23 protein-coding genes are annotated in these 21,793 nt (G+C 68.9%); 10 read left to right on the forward strand and 13 right to left on the reverse strand.

Translation table 11 applies throughout. From position 1 onward, the window contains the following. Positions 1-43: 43 nt before the first annotated feature. Positions 44-1,105, forward strand: a complete 1,062-nt coding sequence (locus ACWEO7_RS05810) for a fused (3R)-hydroxyacyl-ACP dehydratase subunits HadA/HadB (RefSeq protein WP_452421128.1) — start codon at positions 44-46, stop codon at positions 1,103-1,105. 10 nt (positions 1,106-1,115) lie between these two features. On the opposite strand, the gene ACWEO7_RS05815 is transcribed toward ACWEO7_RS05810, so the two are convergent. Continuing rightward, positions 1,116-2,582, reverse strand: a complete 1,467-nt coding sequence (locus tag ACWEO7_RS05815) for a DUF4185 domain-containing protein (RefSeq protein ID WP_452421129.1) — start codon at positions 2,580-2,582, stop codon at positions 1,116-1,118. Positions 2,583-2,756: 174 nt separating this feature from the next. Here ACWEO7_RS05815 and ACWEO7_RS05820 point away from each other — a divergent pair, with 174 nt between their 5' ends. Together ACWEO7_RS05820 and ACWEO7_RS05825 are read left to right on the forward strand one after the other, a co-directional pair. Beyond that, the gene (locus ACWEO7_RS05820) at positions 2,757-2,897 is read left to right on the forward strand and encodes an excalibur calcium-binding domain-containing protein (RefSeq protein ID WP_452421257.1); all 141 of its coding nucleotides are present in this window, start codon (positions 2,757-2,759) and stop codon (positions 2,895-2,897) included. 34 nt (positions 2,898-2,931) lie between these two features. Beyond that, complete coding sequence (locus ACWEO7_RS05825; RefSeq protein WP_452421131.1) at positions 2,932-3,258, forward strand: excalibur calcium-binding domain-containing protein; 327 nt, start codon at positions 2,932-2,934, stop codon at positions 3,256-3,258. Here ACWEO7_RS05825 and ACWEO7_RS05830 read toward each other — a convergent pair. Together ACWEO7_RS05830 and fbaA are read right to left on the reverse strand one after the other, a co-directional pair. Beyond that, positions 3,255-4,373: a BTAD domain-containing putative transcriptional regulator gene (locus ACWEO7_RS05830; protein ID WP_452421133.1), complete on the reverse strand. Its 1,119-nt coding sequence runs from the start codon at positions 4,371-4,373 to the stop codon at positions 3,255-3,257. The two genes, ACWEO7_RS05825 and ACWEO7_RS05830, sit on opposite strands and share 4 nt — an antisense overlap. Positions 4,374-4,404: 31 nt before the next feature. Next, on the reverse strand, positions 4,405-5,439 hold the full coding sequence (fbaA, locus tag ACWEO7_RS05835) for a class II fructose-bisphosphate aldolase (protein ID WP_450015312.1): 1,035 nt from the start codon (positions 5,437-5,439) through the stop codon (positions 4,405-4,407). A 298-nt stretch (positions 5,440-5,737) separates the two neighbouring features. Here fbaA and ACWEO7_RS05840 point away from each other — a divergent pair, with 298 nt between their 5' ends. Then, positions 5,738-6,394: a DedA family protein gene (locus tag ACWEO7_RS05840; protein ID WP_452421259.1), complete on the forward strand. Its 657-nt coding sequence runs from the start codon at positions 5,738-5,740 to the stop codon at positions 6,392-6,394. A gap of 5 nt (positions 6,395-6,399) precedes the next feature. Continuing rightward, positions 6,400-7,098 (forward strand): DedA family protein, encoded by a 699-nt coding sequence (locus ACWEO7_RS05845; RefSeq protein ID WP_452421135.1) that lies wholly within the window; start codon positions 6,400-6,402, stop codon positions 7,096-7,098. 7 nt (positions 7,099-7,105) lie between these two features. On the opposite strand, the gene ACWEO7_RS05850 is transcribed toward ACWEO7_RS05845, so the two are convergent. The 3 genes from ACWEO7_RS05850 to ACWEO7_RS05860 form a co-directional block, all read right to left on the reverse strand. Then, on the reverse strand, positions 7,106-8,191 hold the full coding sequence (locus ACWEO7_RS05850; RefSeq protein WP_452421261.1) for a glycoside hydrolase family 76 protein: 1,086 nt from the start codon (positions 8,189-8,191) through the stop codon (positions 7,106-7,108). Between the two features lie 271 nt (positions 8,192-8,462). Continuing rightward, positions 8,463-9,149 (reverse strand): TrmH family RNA methyltransferase, encoded by a 687-nt coding sequence (locus ACWEO7_RS05855; RefSeq protein WP_450015308.1) that lies wholly within the window; start codon positions 9,147-9,149, stop codon positions 8,463-8,465. Between the two features lie 43 nt (positions 9,150-9,192). Then, positions 9,193-9,528 carry a DUF4190 domain-containing protein gene (locus ACWEO7_RS05860; protein ID WP_356962841.1) on the reverse strand — a complete coding sequence of 112 codons (336 nt, stop codon included), beginning with the start codon at positions 9,526-9,528 and terminating at the stop codon, positions 9,193-9,195. A gap of 91 nt (positions 9,529-9,619) precedes the next feature. Between ACWEO7_RS05860 and ACWEO7_RS05865 the strand changes: the two genes are divergently transcribed. The 4 genes from ACWEO7_RS05865 (at position 9,620) to ACWEO7_RS05880 (ending at position 12,801) form a co-directional block, all read left to right on the forward strand. Next, positions 9,620-10,990: a sensor histidine kinase gene (locus ACWEO7_RS05865; RefSeq protein WP_452421136.1), complete on the forward strand. Its 1,371-nt coding sequence runs from the start codon at positions 9,620-9,622 to the stop codon at positions 10,988-10,990. Further along, a complete protein-coding gene (locus ACWEO7_RS05870) occupies positions 10,987-11,640 on the forward strand; it encodes a response regulator transcription factor (protein ID WP_355071518.1) in 654 nt (217 codons plus the stop codon). Before ACWEO7_RS05865 ends, ACWEO7_RS05870 begins: the two co-directional genes overlap by 4 nt. Before the next feature lie 74 nt (positions 11,641-11,714). Next, the gene (locus ACWEO7_RS05875) at positions 11,715-12,293 is read left to right on the forward strand and encodes a Uma2 family endonuclease (RefSeq protein WP_452421138.1); all 579 of its coding nucleotides are present in this window, start codon (positions 11,715-11,717) and stop codon (positions 12,291-12,293) included. 61 nt (positions 12,294-12,354) lie between these two features. Next, a complete protein-coding gene (locus tag ACWEO7_RS05880; protein WP_452421140.1) occupies positions 12,355-12,801 on the forward strand; it encodes a hypothetical protein in 447 nt (148 codons plus the stop codon). On the opposite strand, the gene ACWEO7_RS05885 is transcribed toward ACWEO7_RS05880, so the two are convergent. The 7 genes from ACWEO7_RS05885 to clpB form a co-directional block, all read right to left on the reverse strand. Beyond that, complete coding sequence (locus ACWEO7_RS05885) at positions 12,785-13,492, reverse strand: lysoplasmalogenase family protein (RefSeq protein ID WP_452421142.1); 708 nt, start codon at positions 13,490-13,492, stop codon at positions 12,785-12,787. The two genes, ACWEO7_RS05880 and ACWEO7_RS05885, sit on opposite strands and share 17 nt — an antisense overlap. Before the next feature lie 2 nt (positions 13,493-13,494). Beyond that, a complete protein-coding gene (locus ACWEO7_RS05890) occupies positions 13,495-14,553 on the reverse strand; it encodes a beta-ketoacyl-ACP synthase 3 (protein ID WP_452421144.1) in 1,059 nt (352 codons plus the stop codon). Positions 14,554-14,602: 49 nt separating this feature from the next. Next, positions 14,603-15,151, reverse strand: coding sequence for an orotate phosphoribosyltransferase (gene pyrE / locus ACWEO7_RS05895; RefSeq protein WP_355071509.1), 549 nt, complete (start codon positions 15,149-15,151; stop codon positions 14,603-14,605). Between the two features lies 1 nt (position 15,152). After that, a complete protein-coding gene (locus tag ACWEO7_RS05900) occupies positions 15,153-15,956 on the reverse strand; it encodes an SDR family NAD(P)-dependent oxidoreductase (protein WP_452421146.1) in 804 nt (267 codons plus the stop codon). Between the two features lie 55 nt (positions 15,957-16,011). Further along, positions 16,012-17,004, reverse strand: coding sequence for a hypothetical protein (locus ACWEO7_RS05905; protein ID WP_452421148.1), 993 nt, complete (start codon positions 17,002-17,004; stop codon positions 16,012-16,014). An 80-nt stretch (positions 17,005-17,084) separates the two neighbouring features. After that, positions 17,085-17,885: a DUF5666 domain-containing protein gene (locus tag ACWEO7_RS05910; protein WP_452421150.1), complete on the reverse strand. Its 801-nt coding sequence runs from the start codon at positions 17,883-17,885 to the stop codon at positions 17,085-17,087. Between the two features lie 49 nt (positions 17,886-17,934). Then, entirely contained in the window at positions 17,935-20,490 is a 2,556-nt protein-coding gene (clpB, locus tag ACWEO7_RS05915) for an ATP-dependent chaperone ClpB (RefSeq protein WP_452421151.1), read from the reverse strand. A 338-nt stretch (positions 20,491-20,828) separates the two neighbouring features. Between clpB and ACWEO7_RS05920 the strand changes: the two genes are divergently transcribed. After that, positions 20,829-21,764, forward strand: a complete 936-nt coding sequence (locus tag ACWEO7_RS05920) for an NADP-dependent oxidoreductase (protein WP_452421153.1) — start codon at positions 20,829-20,831, stop codon at positions 21,762-21,764. Positions 21,765-21,793: the final 29 nt, after the last annotated feature.

The raw sequence follows: 21,793 nt of genomic DNA on the forward strand, positions 1-21,793 counted from the left end.
CACCTGGTCAATGGTCCGGTGCGGCAGTAGCATGGCCCGGATCATGAGCAGGGAGCAGACAATGGCGCGGTGGGATATCGATGTCGTCCCGGTGACGCCGATCGGACAGCGATTCCGGGTGCGTGACCACTACGAGGTCGGCCGGGAGAAGGTCCGGGAATTCGCCCGCGCGGTACAGAACCACCACGCGGCGCATCAGCACGAAGCCGACGCACGCGCGCTCGGGTATCCCGGGCTCATCGCGCCGCCGACCTTCGCCTCGGTGATCGGGATGACCGGGACCAGGGCGCTGCTCGACACGGTGCTCACCGAGTACGACCTCTCCCAGTTCCTGCAGACCGATCAGGTCTTCGAGATCTACCGGCCGCTCCTGGCCGGCGACCGGGTGCGCAGCGAGATCGTCATCGAATCGATCCGCCAGTTCGGCGACAACGACTTCATCTTGGTGCGCTTCACGCTGAGCAACCAGCACGGCGAGGTCGCCATCGTCGGGTCGACCACGATCGTCGCGCGCCGCGGAGCAGAGGTCGACGCCACGCTCGACGACATCGTCGAGAACATCATGATGCACGGGCGCCCGGTCGACCTCCCGAGTGCCGACCGCTCGCACGACGAGGTGCTCGTGTCGCTCGGCGTCAGCCCGTTGGTGGAGCCGGTCGAGCACGAGTCAACGCCCGTACACACGCTGCCCGCCTTCGACGAACTCGCTCCTGGCGATCAGCTGCCCGACCGCGCGTTCCAGCTGACCCGCGGCGACCTGGCGAACTACGCGGGCGTGTCCGGCGACGCCAATCCGATCCACTTCAGCGACCACGCCGCACAGCTGGCCGGGCTGCCGACCGTGGTCGCGCACGGCATGCTGACCATGGGCTTGGCGGGTGACTACCTCACCTCGTGGCTGGGCGATCCCACCGCGATCCAGAAGTTCAGCGTGCGCTTCTCCGGCTTCGTTCCGGTCCCCGCCGACACGGCGGGCACGGTGGAGTTCACCGGCCGGATCAAGTCGCTGGACGCCGCCGCGCGCACCGCGACCATCCTGCTCGGCGGCTCCTCCGACGGACGCAAATTGTTCGGTCGCGCGCTCGCCGAGGTCCGGCTCCGCTGACCCGAGCAGCTCACTCGCCGACAACCGAGTGCATCAGATACACGTTGTAGTCACTCCAGGTCGACATCGTGAAGTAGAGATCCGGGCCCGAAGACCACGGGTGGATGAACCCGCCGTACAGCTCCGGATAGCTCAGCGCCGACACCGTCGGCGTGCTCTCCGACCACACGCCCTGCGGTGTGTCCGCCTCGCGGACGACCAGCGCCGCCTTCGTCGTGTCCAGATAGCTCATCTGCCAGACCTCGCGGGCGGCGTCGTAGCGGACCGACAGTTCACCGACGGGGCCGTCCACGATCGGCGTGGCCGAGCCGGAACCACCGACGGGAGTCCAGGCGCCATCCCGCCAATACTGGTAGGCGGTGGTGTTGAGCAGCTGGTCCTCGGGCACCCTGGCCAGGCCCACCGCGCCGAGGCGGGTATTGGGCGTGCCGAACATGTAGACGTGACCCCCGTGCGGCACCATCGCGCTCACCTGGAAACTCGCCAGCCCGAAGATGTTGTCCCAGCGCGCGTGCGGGTCCTTCGTCCAGGTCTGGCCGTGATCGTCGGAGTAGGCGATGCCGCCGTAGTTGGTGAAGAACGTGCCGGGCAGGCTGTTCCAGGTCCGAATGGACATGTAGCTCAGATACTGTCGCTCGCCCAGCGCGAAACCCGAGGTGGGAATGGTGGTGACCTCGACGTTGTCGAGTTTGCGGCTGGAGAGCACCTCGGCCGCGTGGCAGCGGTCGTCGGTCACCATCCGGTCGAAGGTCATCCCGTCGGCGAGATCGCGATCGGTGCTGAAGGCGAGGACGTTGCTGCGCCAATCCAGCCCCATGCCGCCGGGCGGATGGAAGCCGCGCCCGACGGTGTCGCCGAACGCGGTCGCGATCTCGCCCGGTGCGCTCTCCCACATGATGCCGAGGTCGGTGCCGTCCACCTGCCAGCGTTTGTCGGTGCGGTTCACCGAGTTCGCGCCGGTCAGCTTCGCCACCTCGCGAGCTGGACCGACCCGCGGCGCGGGGCGAGCCGGTGACTGCGCCGCGGGCTCGACCGGCGGCCGCACCGGCGCGGGTGGCGGGGGCACCTGGCCGGGCTCCGGGCCGGGGCCGGGGATCGCGAAGTGGAACGGTTTGGGATTGAGCAGGATTTCGGGGATCCCGAGCTGTCCGGCGAGACTCGGTGGTGCGCCGGGCAGATCGGTGAGGTCCGGGCAGGGATTCGCGCAAGGATCCGGCGGGAGCTCCATCCGCGTTCGCTTCGGCGCGGATTCCGGCAGCTGTGGCGGGAGCACGGTGATCACCGGATAGGGAATCGGCACCTCCAGCGTTTTCGGCACCAAAGGCTCATGGGTCGCCACCGGGTCGGTCGCGCACGGACCCACCCCCACGAGAGGGCCCGCCGCTTCGGGCGCGGCGGCGGCAGGCCCGTCGGCGTAGACGAGCATTCCCGCGCCGACCACGATCGCACCGACCGCTGCGAGCATTCGCATCGCCATAGCAAACCCCTCGAAATCCACTGCGGACACGAATCTTGCGAAGACGAACCAGCGGAACGACCCTACCCCGTTCGCCTTTCGAAGGCCGTCAGAACGACACGCCCGGCGGCGCCGCAAACTCCGCCGCAGCCGAGCAATCCACCGGCTCCGAACAATCCCCCGCCGCCGAACAACCTGCCGCCGCAAGCGCCCCCGAGTCCCTACTACAAGAACTGCACGGAGGTCCGCAACGCCGGTAAGGCCCCACTGCGGCGTGGACAGCCGGGTTACGCCCCCCACCTGGACCGGGACAACGACGGAATCGCTTGCGAGTGAGGCGCACCGGACGATCCTGGAGCAGGATGGAGACGTGACCAAGTCAGTTCTCCGCGTCGCATCCGCGATCGGGGCGGCGCTGCTGGCGGCCGGAGCGTGCGCGCTCGTGCCGTCGGCGGCGTCCGCCGTCCCGCCCCCGGCCGTCGCGATCGCCGGACCGCACGACGACCATCCGATCCCGCACAACCGGGCCGGGCCGAAGGGAGACAGCGAGCGACCCGAGGAACCCGCCGAGCGGTCGCCGAAGATCTACACCGACTGCGACCAAGTGCGCGCCGAGGGCGCCGGGCCGCTGTACCGCGGACAGCCCGGCTTCAACGCCCAGCTGGACCGGGACGGCGACGGGATCGCCTGCGACTAGTGCAGCGCCTGGAAGGTCAGGATCGTCGCGCCGATCCGGATCAGGTCGCCGTCGGCGAGCAGCACGCCGCTGTCGATCGCGTCGTCGTTGACGTAGACGCCGTTGGCCGAATGCAGATCCTTGATGAGCAGACCGGAGCGACTAGGCATGATGTGCGCGTGGTAGCGGCTGGCCCGCGGGTCCTCCAGCACCAAGTCGTTGTCGGTCATCCGCCCGATACGCAGGCCGCCCTGCGCGATCGCCACCACCCGACCGTCCGGCATCCGCAGCTGACCGCTGCGCACCGCACGCGGCACCTCGGTGACCGTCTCGGTCATCGCCGCGGCCAGGCGCTCGACCTGCCGGAGTTCGACCGTGCTCAGCGGCTCCTGCCGCAGCACGCGCTGCTCCAGGTCGATCAGCACCGGCCCCGGGTCGATGCCGAGCTCGTCGGCGAGCACGCCGCGCACCTTCCGGCATGCCTCCAGCGCGTCCGCCTGCCGTCCGGACAGATACAGCGCGGTGATCAACTGGCCCCACAGCGGTTCGCGCAACGGGTGCTCGTTGGTCATCGCCACCAGCTCGCCGATCACCGAGGACGCTCGCCCGCAGGCGATCTCGGCGTCGATCCGGGCCGCCGCGGCCAGTAACCGCTCCTCGTCCATGGCGGTGGCGAACCCGTCGGCGAACTGCAATCCGGCCAGATCGGCCAGCGCCCGGCCGCTCCACTCGCGCAGCGCGGAGCCGAACAGCTGCGCCGCCCCGGCGTGATCACCCGCCTCGGCGGCACGGGTGCCCGCCTCCCGCGCCGCTTCGAAACGTCCCAGGTCGCACGCGGTCTCGTCGATCTCCAACCGATAGCCCGACGACTCGGTGCGCAGCACCGTCGCCGGGTCCACCCCGGAATTACGCAGGGCCTTGCGGATGTTGGAGACGAAGACCTGCAGGCTGGCGGCATAGGCGTCGGGCGGTTCCTCGTTCCACACCAGATCGGCGAGCGCGGCCGACGACACCGCGCGCCGCCGATTCACCGTGAGCGCGGCGAGCAGAGCTCGCGGTTTGGGCCCGCCGACGGCCACCGGTTCACCACCGACGAGCAGCCGCACGGGCCCGAGCACGCGCACATCCAAACTCATGTGCACCAAGCCCCTGACGGGTGTATCAGGGTCAGGCGCTGATCGAGCGTCCGGCCGAGTGCAGGTCGTTGCACGCCTCCACCACACGCGCCGACATCGACGCCTCGGCCTTCTTCAGGTAGCTGCGCGGGTCGTAGGCCTTCTTGTTGCCCACTTCGCCGTCGATCTTCAGCACGCCGTCGTAGTTGGCGAACATGTGCCCGGCGACCGGCCGGGTGAACGCGTACTGGGTGTCGGTGTCGACGTTCATCTTCACTACGCCGAAGCGCAGCGCGTCCTCGATCTCGGACTTCAGCGAGCCGGAACCGCCGTGGAAGACGAAGTCGAACGGATGCGCGTCGGCGCCGAGGCCGAGCTTGGCCGCCGCGACGCGCTGGCCCTCGGCGAGCACCTCGGGCTTGAGCACCACGTTGCCCGGCTTGTACACGCCGTGCACGTTGCCGAAGGTGGCCGCGAGCAGGTACTTGCCGTTCTCGCCCGCGCCGAGGGCATTGATGGTCTTCTGGAAGTCCTCCGGCGAGGTGTAGAGCTTCTCGTTGATCTCGGCCTCGACGCCGTCCTCCTCACCGCCGACGACACCGATCTCGACTTCGAGAATGATGTTCGCCGCGTGGGTGGCCTTCAACAGCTCCTTGGCGATCTCGAGGTTCTCGTCGATCGGAATCGCGGAACCGTCCCACATGTGCGATTGGAACAGCGGGTTCTGGCCGGCGTTGACCCGCTCCTGGGAGATCGCCAGCAGTGGACGGACGAAAGTGTCCAGTTTGTCCTTCGGGCAGTGGTCGGTGTGCAGCGCGATGGTCACGTCGTATTTGGCCGCGACCACGTGCGCGAACTCGGCCAGCGCCACCGCGCCCGTGACCATGTCCTTCACACCCTGGCCGGAGGCGAATTCCGCGCCGCCGGTGGAGAACTGGATGATGCCGTCGCTGCCCGCGTCCGCGAAACCCTTGATGGCCGCGTTGATCGTCTCCGACGACGTGCAGTTGATGGCCGGGAATGCGAAGGAATTGGCTTTGGCCCGACCGAGCATCTCGGCGTAGACCTCCGGAGTCGCGATGGGCACTGTAAGACCTCCGTGTTGTGCGGCAAAGACCTATTTTGTCAGCCTTCACCCTAAGGCAGCCGTGTTTCGCCTGGTATGCAGGGAGGGAGTGCGCAGTTGACGCACCGGTAATTTTGCGCACAGCACGAGCTTTTTCAGGTGGAACCGGTACTGTGGGGCCGGTAATTTGCGCTGGCAGCTTCCGACGCGGTGGCAAGCGATGCAGGCCAGCCGTATCGGGACAGGAGGCCACGTGATTCTGCAGGCAGCGACAGAATCGGTGACGAGTAACCTCGCGTTGACCGAGTTGCTCGACCCGATGCACCTGCTCACGGAGACGTGGCTGAAGGACGCGGTGCTGCCGGCCATCCTGGTCATCGTCTTCATCGAGACCGGCTTGCTGTTCCCGATCCTGCCCGGCGACTCGCTGCTGTTCACCGGCGGCCTGCTCGCCGCGCAGCCGAACCCGCCGGTGTCGATCTGGGTGCTGGTGCCCGCCGTCGTCCTGGTCGCGTTCGCGGGAGACCAGTGCGCGTATTGGATCGGCCGGGCGATCGGGCCCGCGCTGTTCCACAAAGAGGACACCCGTTTCTTCAAGAAGCACTACGTGACGCAAACGCACGAGTTCTTCGAAAAGCACGGGCCGAAGACGATCATCCTGGCCCGCTTCGTGCCGATCGTGCGCACCTTCATGCCGGTGCTGGCCGGTGTCTCCAAGATGGACTACCGCAAGTTCGTCGCGTTCGACATCGTCGGCGCGCTGCTGTGGGGCGGCGGTATCACGGTGCTCGGCTACTTCCTGGGCAACGTCGCGTTCATCCGGGACCACGTCGAGGCGATCTTCTTGCTCATCGTCTTCGTATCGATCCTGCCCGGCATCAGCGCGGTGGCGAAGAAGTTGCTCGGCCGCAATGCGCAGGCTCGAGAGCTGGTCGAGGCGAAGCAGCCCGCCTCGACCAGCGAGTCCACCCGCTGAAGCCGGTGACGACGGAATCGTCGCCCCTAGCCGTGGGCAGTTTCGATCCGCTGCTGTCGGCGGGCCCCGCGCTCATCTGGACGGTAGTGCTGACCTTCGTTTTCCTAGAGTGCGCGGTGATCCTCGGGCTGTTCTTGCCCGGTGACTCGATGCTCATCACCGCGGGCATCGTGATGGCGTCGCACGCCTCGGGTGAGACACACGTCTGGGCGCTGTCGGTGGGCGCGATGGTCGCGGCCATCGCGGGCAATCAGGTCGGCTACGTCATCGGGCACCGCACCGGACGACACCTGGTGGCCAGGAAGAACGGCAGATACATCAACGTCCGCAACCTGCAACGCGTCGCGGAGCTGCTGCATCGGCACGGCTTCGTCGCGGTGCTGGTCGCCCGGTGGATCCCGTGGGTGCGCACCCTGTGCCCCTCGGTGGCGGGCGCCGCGCGGATGGACCACCGCAAGTTCACAGTCGCCAGCACGATCGGCGCGATCGTCTGGGCGCCGGTGCTGCTGCTCATCGGCTACTACGCGGGCAGCTTCCTGCAGCGCGTGGAATGGCTGATGCCGATCGTGATCGGCACGCTGGTGGTGGGCCTGATCATCGGGACGGCGCTCGGCGTGCGGCACTACCGGCAGGAGATGTCGCAGCCCGCCGAGGACTTCGCGCTGGAAACGGCTCAGAGCGCCGTGCTGGAGCCCGAGGGCTGATCCTCGGTCACAGCCCAGCGGCGCTGACCTGGTAGGCCGCCTCCATGAGCAGCCAGCCGGACAACTGCACCGACATGTCGCGTCCCGGCACTTTCGACGAGGTGACCGAGCCACCGGAGGTGAGGTAACCAGCTCCCGCGCTGCCGCCGGGCAGTCGCGCGGGCTTGCTCCAGTCGTGCCCGAACAGTGGCTCGCCCTCGACTTGGAGCCGGTTCGCCCACGCCGCCTCGGCGGACGCGGTGACGATAGCGGCGGCCGCGCGGCGGTCGGCGACCTGCTGGGCGTCCTCGCCCGGCAGCATCACCGCGACCAGCGCCAGGTAGCGGGCCAGGATGCCGTTGAACAGGCCGCCGTCGCCGCCGCCACCACCGTCGACCACATCGTCGGTGGTCATGTGTTCCTCGACGGCCGCCAGCAGCCGGTGCACGCGTTCGGTGTGTCTGGGCTCGCCGGTCTGCACGGCGAGCTCGGTCTCCAGGCCGAGCGCCACACCCTGGCAGTAGCTGAACACGGGACGCTCGATCTCGCCGGATGGTAGGTGAATGCCGTCCAGGATCAACCCGGTCTCCGGATCGCGCAGGGTCGCGTCCAGCCAGTCGGACATCTCCTGAGCGCGTTGGACGCGCCCGAGGCGCAACAGCGCGATCGCGGCGGGACCGTTCGCGGGAGCGTTGAAGTAGTCCGAGCCGATGCGCCAGGGCAGGCCGCCGCCGACCTCCGGCTGCCAGCCGTCGTGCAGCTGCTTCTCCAGCGCGACCAGTGCACTGCGCACGTCGGCGCCCTGGGTGCGCTCGGCGCGTTCCAGCGCGATGGCCAGCCAGGCCATGTCGTCGTAGTAGCGGTTGGTCCAGCCGGTGATGTTGCGGATGCGGTGCGAGCGCGCCAGCGCGGCGATTCGCCTGCGGCGCAGCGGAGTCGGCGCCCGGTTCGCGGCGTCGGTGGCGCACTCGATCAGATGCGCCTGCCACCAGTAGTGCCACGCGCCGAAGATTCGCTCGCGCTTGGTCGCCGGCCAGCCGACCACACCGAGTTCGGTGCCTGGGAGCGCCCACAGCGCGCGCAGATGCCGGGAGATGATCGATGATTCGGCCATATCGGCCCGTTCGGACCACAGCGTCGCCGGCGCGACGGCCTCCCGGCCCGCCGGTGCCCGGCCGGTCGGCGGACGCGGTGCCGCGGAGCCCGTCTCGGCGTGCTCCACGCTCGGCACCTCGATATCGTCGCTCCGCGAGGTCATGGGTCAATGGTGCCAGGCCAGAACGCATTTATGCGCCCGATTTGTTACGAAAGCGATGTGCAATCGTGCCGGTGGGCTTCCGGGGGCGAAGATCGCCAGCTCAGACGATCGAGCGCGGGTCCGGCGCTCACCATGCGTTCGCCGGATCGGCGTGTTGCCGGATCCAGGCGTGCATGGCGATTCCGGCGGCCACGCCCGCGTTGATGCTGCGGGTCGAGCCGAACTGCGCGATCGACACCGTCATCACGGCGGCCTGCTTGGCGTGGTCGGTGACACCGGGGCCTTCCTGGCCGAACAGCAGCAGGCACGCGCGCGGCAGCGTGACCGTCTCCAGCGGCACCGAACCCGGCACGTTGTCGACGGCGACCACGGTCAGGCCCGCGCGCTCGCTGAACGCCAGCAGTTCGCCGATGTCGGCGTGGTGGCGGATGTGCTGGTAGCGATCGGTGACCATGGCGCCCCGGCGATTCCAGCGCCGACGCCCGACGATGTGCACGGCCGCGGCGGCGAAGGCGTTCGCCGTCCGGACCACCGTGCCGATGTTCGCGTCGTGCCCGAAATTCTCGATCGCGACGTGGAACGGGTGCCTGCGCCGGTCGATGTCGGCCACGATGGCCTCGCGGCTCCAGTAGCGGTAGGCGTCGACCACGTTGCGGCGGTCGCCACCGGCCAGCAGTTCGGGATCGAGGCGCGGATCATCCGGCGGCGGCTCGGCGTGCTCGCTCGCCCACGGACCGACGCCGTTGGGGTGCTCGCCCCACTCCGTCGGGCCGGGTAGGTCCTGCTCCGCCGCGTCCGGCGCTGGGTGACTCACCCCCACGATGCTAATTCCGGGCACCGCGCCCGTTACGCGTGGCTCAGTAGCCGGACGAGCTCCCCGCGAACACGCCGACCAGGGCGAGCACCAACATCAACAGCAGGAACAGCAGGCTCACGCACAGCAACCCGGTCGCGATGATGCCGCAGATGTATCCCGCGTTGACATTCCCCCGGCCACCGATGGTTCCACCGGACGCGTCGATCTCGTTGAGCGCCCGCTTGCCCATCACCCACGCGAAAGGTCCGATGAACTGACACAGCACGAGGCTCAGGATGCCCAGGATCAAGATCGTGGTGGATTGCGGGTGGTCCGGTGCTCCGTAGGCCCCATAGGCTGGATAGCCGTACGGCGGCGGCTGCGGCGGGTAGCTCATCAGCAGGATCGTAGTAGGTGTGGCTGCCTACACCACTTTTTCGCGGTCGGCTCCATCGACCCCCGGAATCGCCGCGACCACCATGGATTCCATGACCGAGACACACACCGAACCGACCCTCGTGCTCGACGCGCCGGCCGGTGCGCCGGAACCGGAAGAGCATGTCCTTCGAGCGGTCCTGCTCGCACCCGTGCGCGCCCGGTTCTGGAAGGAACTCGTCTACGTTCTCACCGTTTTCGTGCTGGGCTGCCTGGCCGTCGCCTACCTGTTCCTCGGCTTCGGCGGCGGGCTGTATCTCGCGATCACCGTCATCGGCCTGCCAGTGCTGGCAGGCGTGCTGCTCGGCGGACGCCTGTGGGGCCGGATCTACCGCGCCCTGGCCAAAGATCTGCTCGGCATCGTCGTCGCGCCGCCCCCGCCGTTCGCACCCGCGTCCGGCCTGATCGGATTCTTCCGCAGCGCCTTCACCGATCGGGCGGCATGGCGAGCGGCATTGTTCTTGCTCGCGCAGGCGGTGCTCGGCGTCGCGGTGGGTTACCTGGTGCTCGTCGCGGTGGCGATGACCATGTTCACCGCGCTCTCCCCGATCCCATGGGCGCTGATCCACCCGACGAATGTCGACCAGAACGGTGTCGAACACCGGTCGATGGTCCAGTTCGGCGATCTCTACCTCGACAGCTGGCCGAAAGTGCTGGCGTTCGCGCTGGTGGGCGTGCTCGGCTGCCTGGCGCTGCCCTGGCTGCTGCGCGGCGTCTGCTGGTTGCACGGGCTGTTGACCATCGCGCTGCTCGGCGCGACGACTCGCGATCGCCGCGTGACCGAGTTGCAGGAGAGCAGGCGGACCGCCGTCGAGGACTCCGCGGCCACGCTGCGCAGACTGGAACGCGACCTGCACGACGGCACCCAGGCCAGACTGGTCACCATCGCGATGGCGCTGGGCCGTGCGGAGGATCGGCTGGCCGCGGGCGGCGATCCCAGCGACCTCATCGCCGAGGCGCGTGCGGGTTCCAAGGAGGCGCTGACCGAACTGCGCGAACTGGTGCGCGGAATCCACCCACCCGCACTGGAATTGGGGCTCGGACCGGCGCTGGAGACGCTGGCTGCGCGCTGCTCGGTGCCGGTGGAGCTGCGGGTGCGTCTGCCCGAACGGCCCACTCCGGCCATCGAAGCGATCGCGTATTTCTCGGTGGCCGAATTGCTGACGAACGTGGTGCGGCACGCGCGGGCCACCAGCGCGTGGGTCTCGGCGCTGCCGGGTGACGGCGGGACGATCGCGGTAACGGTGCGGGACAACGGCATCGGCGGCGTGATGACGCCCGTCGACGGCGCGCTCGGCGCGGGCAGTGGGTTGTCCGGCCTCGCGGCGCGGGCCCGCACCGTGGACGGGACGCTGACCGTGCACAGCCCGGCCGGTGGGCCGACGGTGGTGACGATTCTGCTGCCGCTGGCGGGGTCACGATGAGTGACGGACTACGCCTCGTGATCGCCGAGGACAGCGCCATCCTGCGCGACGGGCTCGCCGGGCTGCTGACCGAACGCGGCCACGAGGTGGTCGCCATGGTCGGCGACGCGACCACTCTCGCCGACGTGGTCGGGACACACAATCCCGATGTCGTCGTAGTGGACGTGCGGATGCCGCCCAGCTACACCGACGAGGGGCTGCTGGCCGCCATCGAATTGCGCCGCAAATACCCGATGACCGGCGTACTGGTGTTCTCCCAGTGGGTCGAGACCCGCTATGCCACGGAATTGCTGGCCGGTGGCGCGAGCGGCGTCGGCTATCTGCTCAAGGACCGGGTCGCCGACGTCCGTGACTTCGTGGACGCGCTGCACCGCGTGGCCACCGGAGGAACCGCGCTCGATCCGGAGGTGGTGAGTCAATTGATGGGCGCCTCACGTCAGCAGGATGCGCTGGCCCGCCTCACCCCGCGCGAACGCGAGGTGCTCGAGCTGATGGCCCAAGGCCTGTCCAACAGCGCCATCGCCGCCGCGCTGACCGTCACCGAACGCGCGGTGGAAAAGCACATCGGCAACATCTTCCTCAAGCTCGACCTACCGCCCTCCGACACCCACCACCGCCGCGTCCTGGCGGTATTGCGACTCAAGGGCTGACGGCGCTGTGGTTTGTCGGCACGTTATGCCAGACTGGCCCCAACGCGGTATCCGTGCGGGGAGGGGAGGAAGCGATGACCGTCGACGTGAACTGGCCTGATCATCTGCTGACCCTGGAGGACTGGATTGCGCTGCCGGAGGACAGCAGCCGAAATTACGAGCTTGTCGAGGGGGTTCTGGTCGTGTCACCGAAGCCGGTGTCGCAACATCAGCGCGCTGTCTTGCGGCTGGGCCCGCAGTTGGAACCGCAACTACCCGACACCCACGGCGTGCTGGGTGATACCGAAGTGGTGATCGACGCAGGCTCGGTGCCGACCATCCGAGTTCCGAACATTCTCGTGGTACCCGAAGCTGGTATCGAGGCCAACCTGCCGCGCTACGACGCGGCCGACGTGCTGCTCGCCGTGGAGATTCTGTCGCCCGGTTCACGACGTACCGATCGAGTGACGAAATTCTTCGAGTATGCCGAGGCGGGTATCGAGTACTACTGGCTGATCGACCTCGACAAACCCACAAGCCTTTCCGCCTACCACCTCATCGGCCGCAACTACGAACTCGTCGCCGAACAATCCGGCACCGTGACAGTCGACATTGCCGGAACCCCGATCACAATCGACCTCCCCGCGCTGACCAGCGGCCGAGCGGGCCGATAGCGCTTTCCACCGCCCGTTCCGGGCCTATCCTGGAGGTCTGGCACTCGGGGTGGAGGCTGGTATGGATCACGAGCGGATACTGCGCACGGTGCTCGGGGTGACCGCCGGGTATCTGATCCTGCTGGCGCTGTGGTTGGGCTGGGTGGTGCATCGGACGCCGCCGGGGACGGTGCCGTATCAGATCGTGGCGTTGGTCGGGTTGTTCGGTTCGTGCGTCGGCATCGGGATGATGCTCGCCGGACGGCCGTCCAAGGCGGATCGCCGCTTGTGGCGGCACGGGCTGGAAGGCTGGGCGACCGTCGAGGGCGTGCACCCGCTCGAGCGCACCGACCATTACACGGAGCTCACCGAACTGGATCTGGAACTGACCGTGCCGGGCTCCGAGAGTTACCGTGGCACTGTGGTTTTCGACGCCGCCCCGGCCGACAAACCCCGGCTCGCGGTCGGCGAGATCCTTTCGATCCGCGTCGACCCGGCGAACCGGGATCGCATCATTCTGGTGCTGTGAGCACCGGCTTCACGTGCGCTTTCGGATCGGCGAGCAGGTACTGCGCGGCCGCGTAGGTCGCCAGGATCACGCCTTCGGCCACCCGCCGAGTCCGCTCGCCGCGCGCGAACAACCGCCGCAGCACGATCAGCCCGTCCGAGACGGTGAACAGCAACGCTCCGAGGCCGAGGCGGCTACGCGGATCGGTGCCGGGAATATTCACTCCCGCAACGTTTTTCGTGGCGGGCGCCAGCGTCGGGTCCGACGCGAGCACGGCCGCGGTACCCAACGTGACGCCGTACGCGGTCAGCAGCGCGGCCACCGAAGGGGCCTTCTTCCGCAGCAACCCGGCCGCACCCAGCCAGGCGGCCACCCGTGGTACGGCCACCCCGGCGGTGGGCCTGCCACCCATCCGCCACCACAGCGTGGAGTATCCGGCCTGCATCACCGCGAACGACGAGGCGCCCGCGATGAGCCTGCGGTCGTCGTCCGGATCGATCAGCAGGATGTCGCCGACCGTGGCCGCGCCCAGCGACCCGATCAGCACCGTGCGCTCGGTGGACGGCAGCTCTCTGCCTTCGGTGGCCACGTCCGCCGCGAGCAGCGGCATCAGCAGCGGCTTCGCGATCCACTGCGCCTTCTCGCGCCCGGTGACGGCGCCGTAGACCGTGAGCGCCGCCGCCGCGAGATATCCGGCTCGAAACGGCCGCATGGTCAGAAGCTCGGCTCGGTGGGCGCGGGCGGCAGCGTGACGACTTGTCCCGCGTAACTCAGCCCCGCGCCGAAGCCGAGCAGCAACGCCGTCTGCCCGCCCTTGGCCTTGCCGGTGACCAGCATTTCCTCGATCGCGAGCGGAATGGACGCGGCGGAGGTGTTTCCGGTGTTCTCGATGTCGTTGGCCATCGGGATCTCGTCGGCCAGCCCGAGATTCTTCTTCATCAGCTCGTTGATCCGGGCGTTGGCCTGATGCGGGACGAAGACCTCGATGTCCTCCTTCGCCACGCCGGAGACCTCGAGCGCGGTGGACAGCGCACGCGGCAGGGTGACCGCGGCCCAGCGGAAGACGCGGGGGCCCTCCATCCGCAGTGACATCCGGCCGACCGGATCCACCGCCGGGTCGAGCCCCTGCATGGCCTGAGCGCGCTGCATGTACTCGAGGAAATCGATGTCCTGCATGATCGCGGCGGCGTTCTCGCCGTCGCTGCCCCACACGGTCGGCGAGATGCCGTTCTCGTCGCTGGGGCCGACCACGACCGCGCCCGCGCCGTCACCGAAGATCATCGCGGTGCCGCGGTCGGTGGGGTCGAGTCCGACGGTCATCGTCTCGGCGCCGATGAGCAGGACGTACTCGGCGGAACCGGATCGGATCATGTCGGCGGCCACGCCGAGGCCGTATCCGAAGCCGCCGCAGCCGGAGGTCAGGTCGAAGGCGGGGACGCCGTTCATGCCGATGTCATAGGCCACCTGCGGGGCGCCGTGCGGGGTGAGGGTCAGCCAGCTGGAGGTGGCCAGGATCACGGCGCCGATCTTCGACCGGTCGACGCCGCTGTTGACGATCGCGCGCTCGCCCGCCGCCGCCGCGATCGACCGGAGCGTCTCGTCACCGCTGATCCAGCGCCGGTTGCGGACGCCGGTGCGCTCGAAGATCCACTCGTCGGTGGAATCCAGGACCTCGCAGACCTCCGCGTTGCTGACCAGGCGTTTGGGTCGGTAAGCGCCGATTCCGAGCATGGCGACGTTCTCGCGGCTCCTGTTGACTGCAATGCTCACCACTGGAGACTCACACGACCCTTCACCTTCGAAGACTTACACCTCGTCCAGGCTATCCCAGGGCGAGATCCTTCAAGCCGAGGATCGACCGGTACTCCAAACCTTCCGCGGCAATCACCTGGTCGGCGCCGGTTTCCCGGTCGACGACGGTGGCGACGCCGACCACGGTAGCGCCCGCAGCGCGCAACGCGCGCACCGCGGTCAGGGGCGAATTGCCGGTCGTGGTGGTGTCCTCGACGACCAGCACCCGCTTGCCCACGACATCGGGGCCTTCGATCTGGCGCTGCATGCCGTGCGACTTCGCGGCCTTGCGCACCACGAAGGCGTCGATCGGGCGGCCGGGCGCGTGCAGCACGGCCAGCGCCACCGGGTCGGCGCCCATGGTCAGGCCGCCGACGGCGTCGAAGTCCCAGTCCGCGACGAGTTCGCGCAGCAGCTTGCCGATCAGCGGGCCCGCGCCGTGGTGCAGCGTCGCGCGGCGCAGGTCGACGTAGTAGTCGGCCTCTTTGCCCGAGGACAGGGTCACCCGGCCGTGCACGACGGCGAGCTCGCGTACCAGCGCGGCCAGCCGGTCCCTGTCGTTGGTAATCACGTCGATCATGTCAAGTCCTTCCGCGTGCGTTGAACAGCCCGCGATTGAGCCGGGCCCCCAGGGTTCGCGGGATCATTCCGGCGACGGTGGTGAGCGCTTTGTACTGCACACCGGGCACGCTGAGCACCCGGCCCTTCTCCAGATCACGCAGTGAGCCGGCGACTACCTGGTCGACGCTCAGCCACAACGCTTTCGGCAGCGAGGGCATCTCGATGCCTGCCCGCTGGTGGAATTCCGTGCGGACGAATCCCGGGCACAGGGCTTGGACCCGGACTCCGGTCCCGGCCAATCCGCCTGCCAACCCTTCCGTGAAGGATACGACGTATGCCTTGGACGCCGAGTACGTCGACCCTCGTCCGGGAATCAGGCCCGCCACGCTGGCCACGTTGACGACACAGCCGTTGGCCGCCGCGATCATCGGCGGCAGCGCGGCCCTGGTGAGCCGCACCACAGAGGTGACGTTGACGTCCAATTGCGCCTGCAACTGCTCGGGCGGCAATGTCCAGAACTCCCCTGACCGCGCGAAACCGGCGTTGTTCACCAGGAATTCGACGCCGTCGGCCAGCCGCGCCGCGACCCGCTCGCGATCCTCGGCCCCGGCCAGGTCGGCGACGAGCAGCTCCGAGCGGGTACCGAAGCGGTGTTCCATCTCGGTCGCGAGGGCGGTGAGCCGCTGCTCGTCCCTGGCGGCCAGCACCAAGTCGTAGCCGAGGGAGGCCAGCCGGGTCGCGTAACCGCGGCCGATACCCGAGGTCGGTCCGGTGATCAAAGCCACCGGGCGGGTGGCGCCGGGCAGCCGGGGATGCTCGGTCATGACGGCGCGATCGATCGCAGTCGCTCGCGTCCGACCGCGGTGGGCGCGCGGCCGGTCACTTCGGCACGGGTCCCTGGTAGGGGCGGAAGCCGGGATGGAACGGTCCACCGGGCGGGTCGGCGGGCCGCTGCCGCGACTCGGAGTCGGTCCGGCCCTCGGCGCGCTCGTCGCGTTCCTCATGTGGCCGGGGTTTCTCGTCCTCGCGCACGCGGGCGCGGGTGTTCGGCACGACGGCCAGCGACGGGCGGCGCGCCGGTTCCGATCCCCGCTCCTCGGCTCGCTCGCCGGCGTGGGAGTCGTCATCGGACCGCTCGTCGCCCTCGGCGTCGGGGCGTGGACGGTCGCCCGCGTCGTCCTCGGGGCCCCGGACGTTCTCGCCCCGCTGACGCTCGCGAGGCCGGGATCGGACCGGCTCGGGTCCGTCGTCGAAGTGCGGCTCGCTGACCGGCGGCAGCACGTGCAGCAGGCCGGACAGGCGCAGCACCGCGTCGATCGCGGCTTCCCAGTCCTTCGGGGTGGTGCCGACCAGCAGCATGCCCAGCGTCCAGTTGCCCTCGCTCCAGAGCATCTGTACGGAGTCCGGAAGATTCTCGATGAACGCGACCATGCGCTGATCGACCGCGTGCCTGGCGATTTCGGGGTTGGTCGCGAACACCACGCGATCACCGATGGCGCCGAGCAGTTCCAGATCGTGGTCCTTGGGCGGCGCGGCCGTCTTCAGCCGCATGTCCACGTCGATGTCCGAACCGATCTGGCGGCGGACCGCGACCAGGGTCGCGGAGTCCTCCAAGTCGAACAGCACGAACTTCTCGCCCTTGCGGATGCCGGAGACCACGTCGACCGCGGAGAGATAGCCCAGTTTGGTCAGCGCGCCTCGCCGCCACGTGGACGGCAGCGCGGGTTCCACGGACACATAGGTATAGCCCTGCGACTTCGCCCACACCTGTCGCGCGTGACCGGTCCGCTGACGCTGGAGCCGATCGAAATACAGCAGCACGATCGCACCCACGAGCGCGATCGCCGCCAACCCGAACCACATTGCCGTCATCGACGCCTAGCCTAATGGTCCCGGCCGGACATGGTCCGTCATTACCCCCGGCGCTTCGCGCGGTCCGCGCCCGGCGCGGCTCATCGTCCGCCGCCGGGCAGCGAGGTACCGATGATGACCTTCGCCTGGATCGATCCGTCCGCGGCCTTGTCGCCCTGGATCAGCACCAGCTCACCGGTGGCGAGATCGGATACTTTCGTGCCCGACAAGGCGATCACCTGCGTCTTGGCGTCCGTGCGCACCGTGATGGTGTTGCCCATCACCGAACTCACCGTCAGGGTGCCCCCGTCGTTGGCGGTGATGGTGCCCATGGTCGCGCCGAGCCCGTCGGCATCGCCGAGGCCGGGCACGCTGGGCAACCCGCTCGGGGGGGTCGGCTGGGCGTTCCTGGTGCCCGGCGCCGGTCTCGTGGTGACGCGCGTCGTCGGTGCCGCCGCGGTGTCGGCCGAGCCGGAATCGCTTGCGCCCAGCAGCACGCCCGAGACCACCCCGATCGCACCGATCAGCAACACGACGCCGACGCCGAGGGCGATCCACAGACCGGTGTTGCGGCGCGGCGGCTGCGGTGGTGGCCCCTGCGGCACTCCCCCAGCGGGCGGCATCGCGCCGCCGGGCGGCCCCGCCGCACCCGGGGCGGTGTCCGGATAGGCGGCCCACTGGGCGTCGTAGGCCGGGAACTCGCGCGTCGCGTTCGTCGCGGGTGGGCCCCAGGATCCGTATTGCTCCGTCGGGGGATATTCCGACGGAGCACCGGCGCCGTACGCGTCGGGGTACGCCGTGGTGTGCGCCGGGCCCCCATAGCCGGACTTGCCCGGCGGACCCAGGTGTTCGGTCGGTGCATCCTCCGGCCGCTGTCCCCAGGGATCGTTCGGGTTGGTCATGGCTTCCAGGGTAAGCGGCCCCGCACGCGCGAGGCCGCTTGCTCGCTCATCACCTTCCGACGATCAGGCCGTCCCCGTCGGGGCTGACAGTCACCTTGACGCTGTCGCCGTCGGTGACCTCGCCCGCGAGCAACTCCTTGGCGAGGGAATCGCCGATGGCCTGCTGGATCAGCCTGCGCAACGGACGAGCGCCATAGGAGGGGTCGTAACCACGCACTGCGAGCCAGAACCGCGCCGAATCGCTGACCTCCAGCTTCAGCCTGCGCTGCGCCAGGCGCTTCTGCAGCTGATCGAGCTGGATGTCGACGATCTGCTCCAACTGCTCCTCGTCGAGCGCGTGGAACATGACCACGTCGTCGAGGCGGTTGAGGAACTCCGGCTTGAAGGCCGAACGCACCGCGTTCATGACGAACTCCTGGTCACCACCCGCACCCAGGTTCGAGGTGAGGATGAGGATGGTGTTGCGGAAGTCCACCGTGCGGCCTTGGCCGTCGGTGAGCCTGCCCTCGTCGAGCACCTGGAGCAGGATGTCGAACACGTCCGGGTGCGCCTTCTCGATCTCGTCGAACAGCACCACCGTGTAGGGCCTGCGCCGCACCGCCTCGGTGAGCTGGCCGCCCTGGTCGTAACCGACGTAGCCGGGCGGGGCGCCGACCAGCCGGGCCACCGAGTGCTTCTCGCTGTACTCGCTCATGTCGATGCGGACCATGGCGCGCTCGTCGTCGAACAGGAAGTCCGCCAACGCTTTCGCCAGCTCCGTCTTGCCGACGCCGGTCGGGCCGACGAACATGAACGAGCCGGTGGGGCGATTCGGATCGGCGACACCCGCGCGCGCCCGGCGCACCGCGTCGGACACCGCCTGCACCGCCTCGGTCTGACCGACCACGCGGCGACCCAGCTCCTCCTCCATGCGCAGCAGCTTCTGGGTCTCGCCTTCCAGCATCCGGCCCACCGGAATACCGGTCCACGAGGACACCACCTCGGCGATGTCGTCCGGCCCGACCTCCTCCTTGAGCATCACCTCGCCGTCGCCCGCGGTGGCAGAGGACTGCTCGGCCTGGGCGAGCTGCTTCTCCAACGCGGGTATCCGGCCGTAGCGCAGTTCGGCCGCCTTGCCCAGATCACCGTCGCGCTCGGCGCGTTCGGATTCGCCGCGCAGCGCTTCCAGTTCCTCCTTGAGCGTGCGCACCTGGTCGATCGCGTTCTTCTCGTTCTGCCACCGGGTGGTCAGCTGATTGAGCTTCTCCCGGTCGTCGGCGAGTTCGGCGCGCAGCTTCTCCAGCCGCTGCTTGGAGGCCTCGTCGGTCTCCTTGGCGAGGGCGACCTCCTCGATCTCCAGGCGGCGCACCGCGCGTTCCACCTCGTCGATCTCCACCGGGCGGGAGTCGATCTCCATGCGCAACCGCGAGGCCGACTCGTCGACCAGGTCGATCGCCTTGTCCGGCAGGAACCGGGAGGTGATGTAGCGGTCCGACAGCGTGGCCGCGGCGACCAGCGCGGAGTCGGTGATGCGCACGCCGTGGTGCACCTCGTAGCGATCCTTGATACCGCGCAGGATGCCGATGGTGTCCTCCACCGACGGCTCGCCGACCAGCACCTGCTGGAAGCGCCGCTCCAGGGCGGCGTCCTTCTCGATGTGCTGGCGGTATTCCTCCAGCGTGGTCGCGCCGACCAAGCGCAGCTCGCCGCGGGCCAGCATCGGCTTGATCATGTTGCCCGCGTCCATCGCCGATTCACCGGTGGCGCCCGCGCCGACGATGGTGTGCAGCTCGTCGATGAACGTGATGATCTGGCCCGCGCTGTTCTTGATGTCCTCCAGCACGGCCTTGAGCCGCTCCTCGAATTCGCCGCGGTACTTCGCGCCCGCGACCATCGCGCCGAGGTCGAGCGCCACAACGGACTTGCCGCGCAGCGACTCCGGGACGTCGCCCGCCACGATGCGCTGGGCGAGCCCCTCGACGATGGCCGTCTTGCCGACACCCGGCTCGCCGATCAGCACCGGGTTGTTCTTGGTACGACGGCTCAAAACCTGTACCACCCGGCGGATCTCGGTGTCCCGGCCGATGACCGGGTCGAGCTTGCCGTGGCGGGCGGCGTCGGTGAGGTCGGTGGAGTACTTCTCCAGCGCCTGATAGCTGCCCTCCGGATCGGGGCTGGTCACCCGGGCGCTGCCACGCACCGCGGTGAACGCCGCGCGCAGCGCGTCGGCGGTGGCGCCGTACTTGGTGAGCAGCATCGTGACATCGGAGTCGCCTTGGGCGAGACCGACCATCACGTGCTCGGTGGAGACGTATTCGTCACCGAGTTCGGTGGCCAGGCGCTGCGCCGCGGTGATCGCGGCGAGCGCCTCGCGGCCCAGCTGCGGTGTGGTGGTGGCGCCCGTCGCCTGCGGCAGCCGGTCCACGATGGCCTGTGCCTCGTTGCGCACGACCGCCGGATCCGTTCCGACGGCCTTCAGCAAGGGCGCGGCGATGCCGTCGGTCTGGTCCAGCAACGCCACCAGCAAGTGCGCCGGACGAATCTCCGGGTTGCCCGCGGCGGAGGCCGCCTGCAGGGCGGCGGTCAGTGCGGCCTGGGTCTTGGTGGTGGGATTGAACGAATCCACGGGTCACCTTCCTACTAGTCGAGTCGATTCGTACGGCGCCGAGCGTCTTCGCCCGGCCGAAGCCGTCGCTTCGTCCCGCTCCGCCTTCGGCTCGGCGCCGTTCCTACTCGACCAACGTCCAAAAGATTGAGTCTGTTCCGCTCAAGTTTCGAATTCTTCGCCGCGCCGCTCCGATGCCGCCGGATCGTGTCGAACGCTACGCCCCGGCACCGGCGAAAGCGACGCCCCGCGACACCGCCGATGCGATGATTCCGCACGTCGGCGACCTTCGGATGCCTACGATGACCTCGGCCGTCAGTTGTTGCAGCACTCTTCACCCCGACTCGAGGAGCGAATGGATGCGCGCGATCGTGGTACGGAAGTTCGGAGCGACGCCGGAACTGGCCGAGATGCCGATGCCCGAGCCGGGCCCCGGATCCGTGCGGGTCCAACTCCAGGCGGCCGGGGTGAATCCCTTCGACCGGAAGGTGGCCTCCGGCCTCCTGGAAGGCAAACTGCCGCACGACTTTCCGATGATCCTCGGAGTCGACGGGGCGGGCACGGTCGCCACGATCGGCGCGGGCGTCAGCCGGTTCGCCATCGGCGACCGGGTGGTCGGCAAGTTCCTCACACCGCCGGTGGGCCACGGCAGTTTCGCCGAGTACGCGGTGCTCCCGGAGGGCGGCACGCTGGTACCGATCCCGCCGGGCGTGACCACCGTCGCCGCCGCCGCGCTGCCGACGGCCGGGGTGACCGCGCAGGATCTCGTGGACGCCACCCACATCCAGCCGGGCCAGACCGTGCTGATCGTGGGCGCGACCGGCGGCGTCGGCTCCTTCTTGGTGCAGCTGGCCAATATCGCCGGCGCGCACGTCATCGCCACGGCACGCGGCGACTCCGCCGATCAGATGACCCGCTTGGGCGCGGCCGAGACGGTGGACTACACCGTGGGACCGGTGCGCGACCAGGTCGCCGCCGCGCATCCGGAAGGCATCGACGTCCTGTTCGATCTGGTGAGCCCGCCCGAGGCGCTGGCGGAGCTGACCACGCTGGTCCGCGACGGCGGCACGGTCTACTCCACCACCTTCGCCGCCGACGAGGACGCGTTGCGCGCACGGTCGCTGAAAGGGGGCAACATCGAATCCAAGGGGAAAGCGCCGGAGCTGGCCCGGCTGATCCAGCGCGTCGCCGCCGGTGACGTGGTCGTGCCGATCGACGCGACCGTGCCGCTCGCGGAGGGACCCGCGGTCATCGGAGCGCCCGGCGCACGCGGCAAGACCGTGCTCGCCATCTGAGCGATACCGACCCGCACGCCGGGTCGGCG

The sequence above is a fragment of the Nocardia sp. NPDC004260 genome, assembly GCF_053603155.1.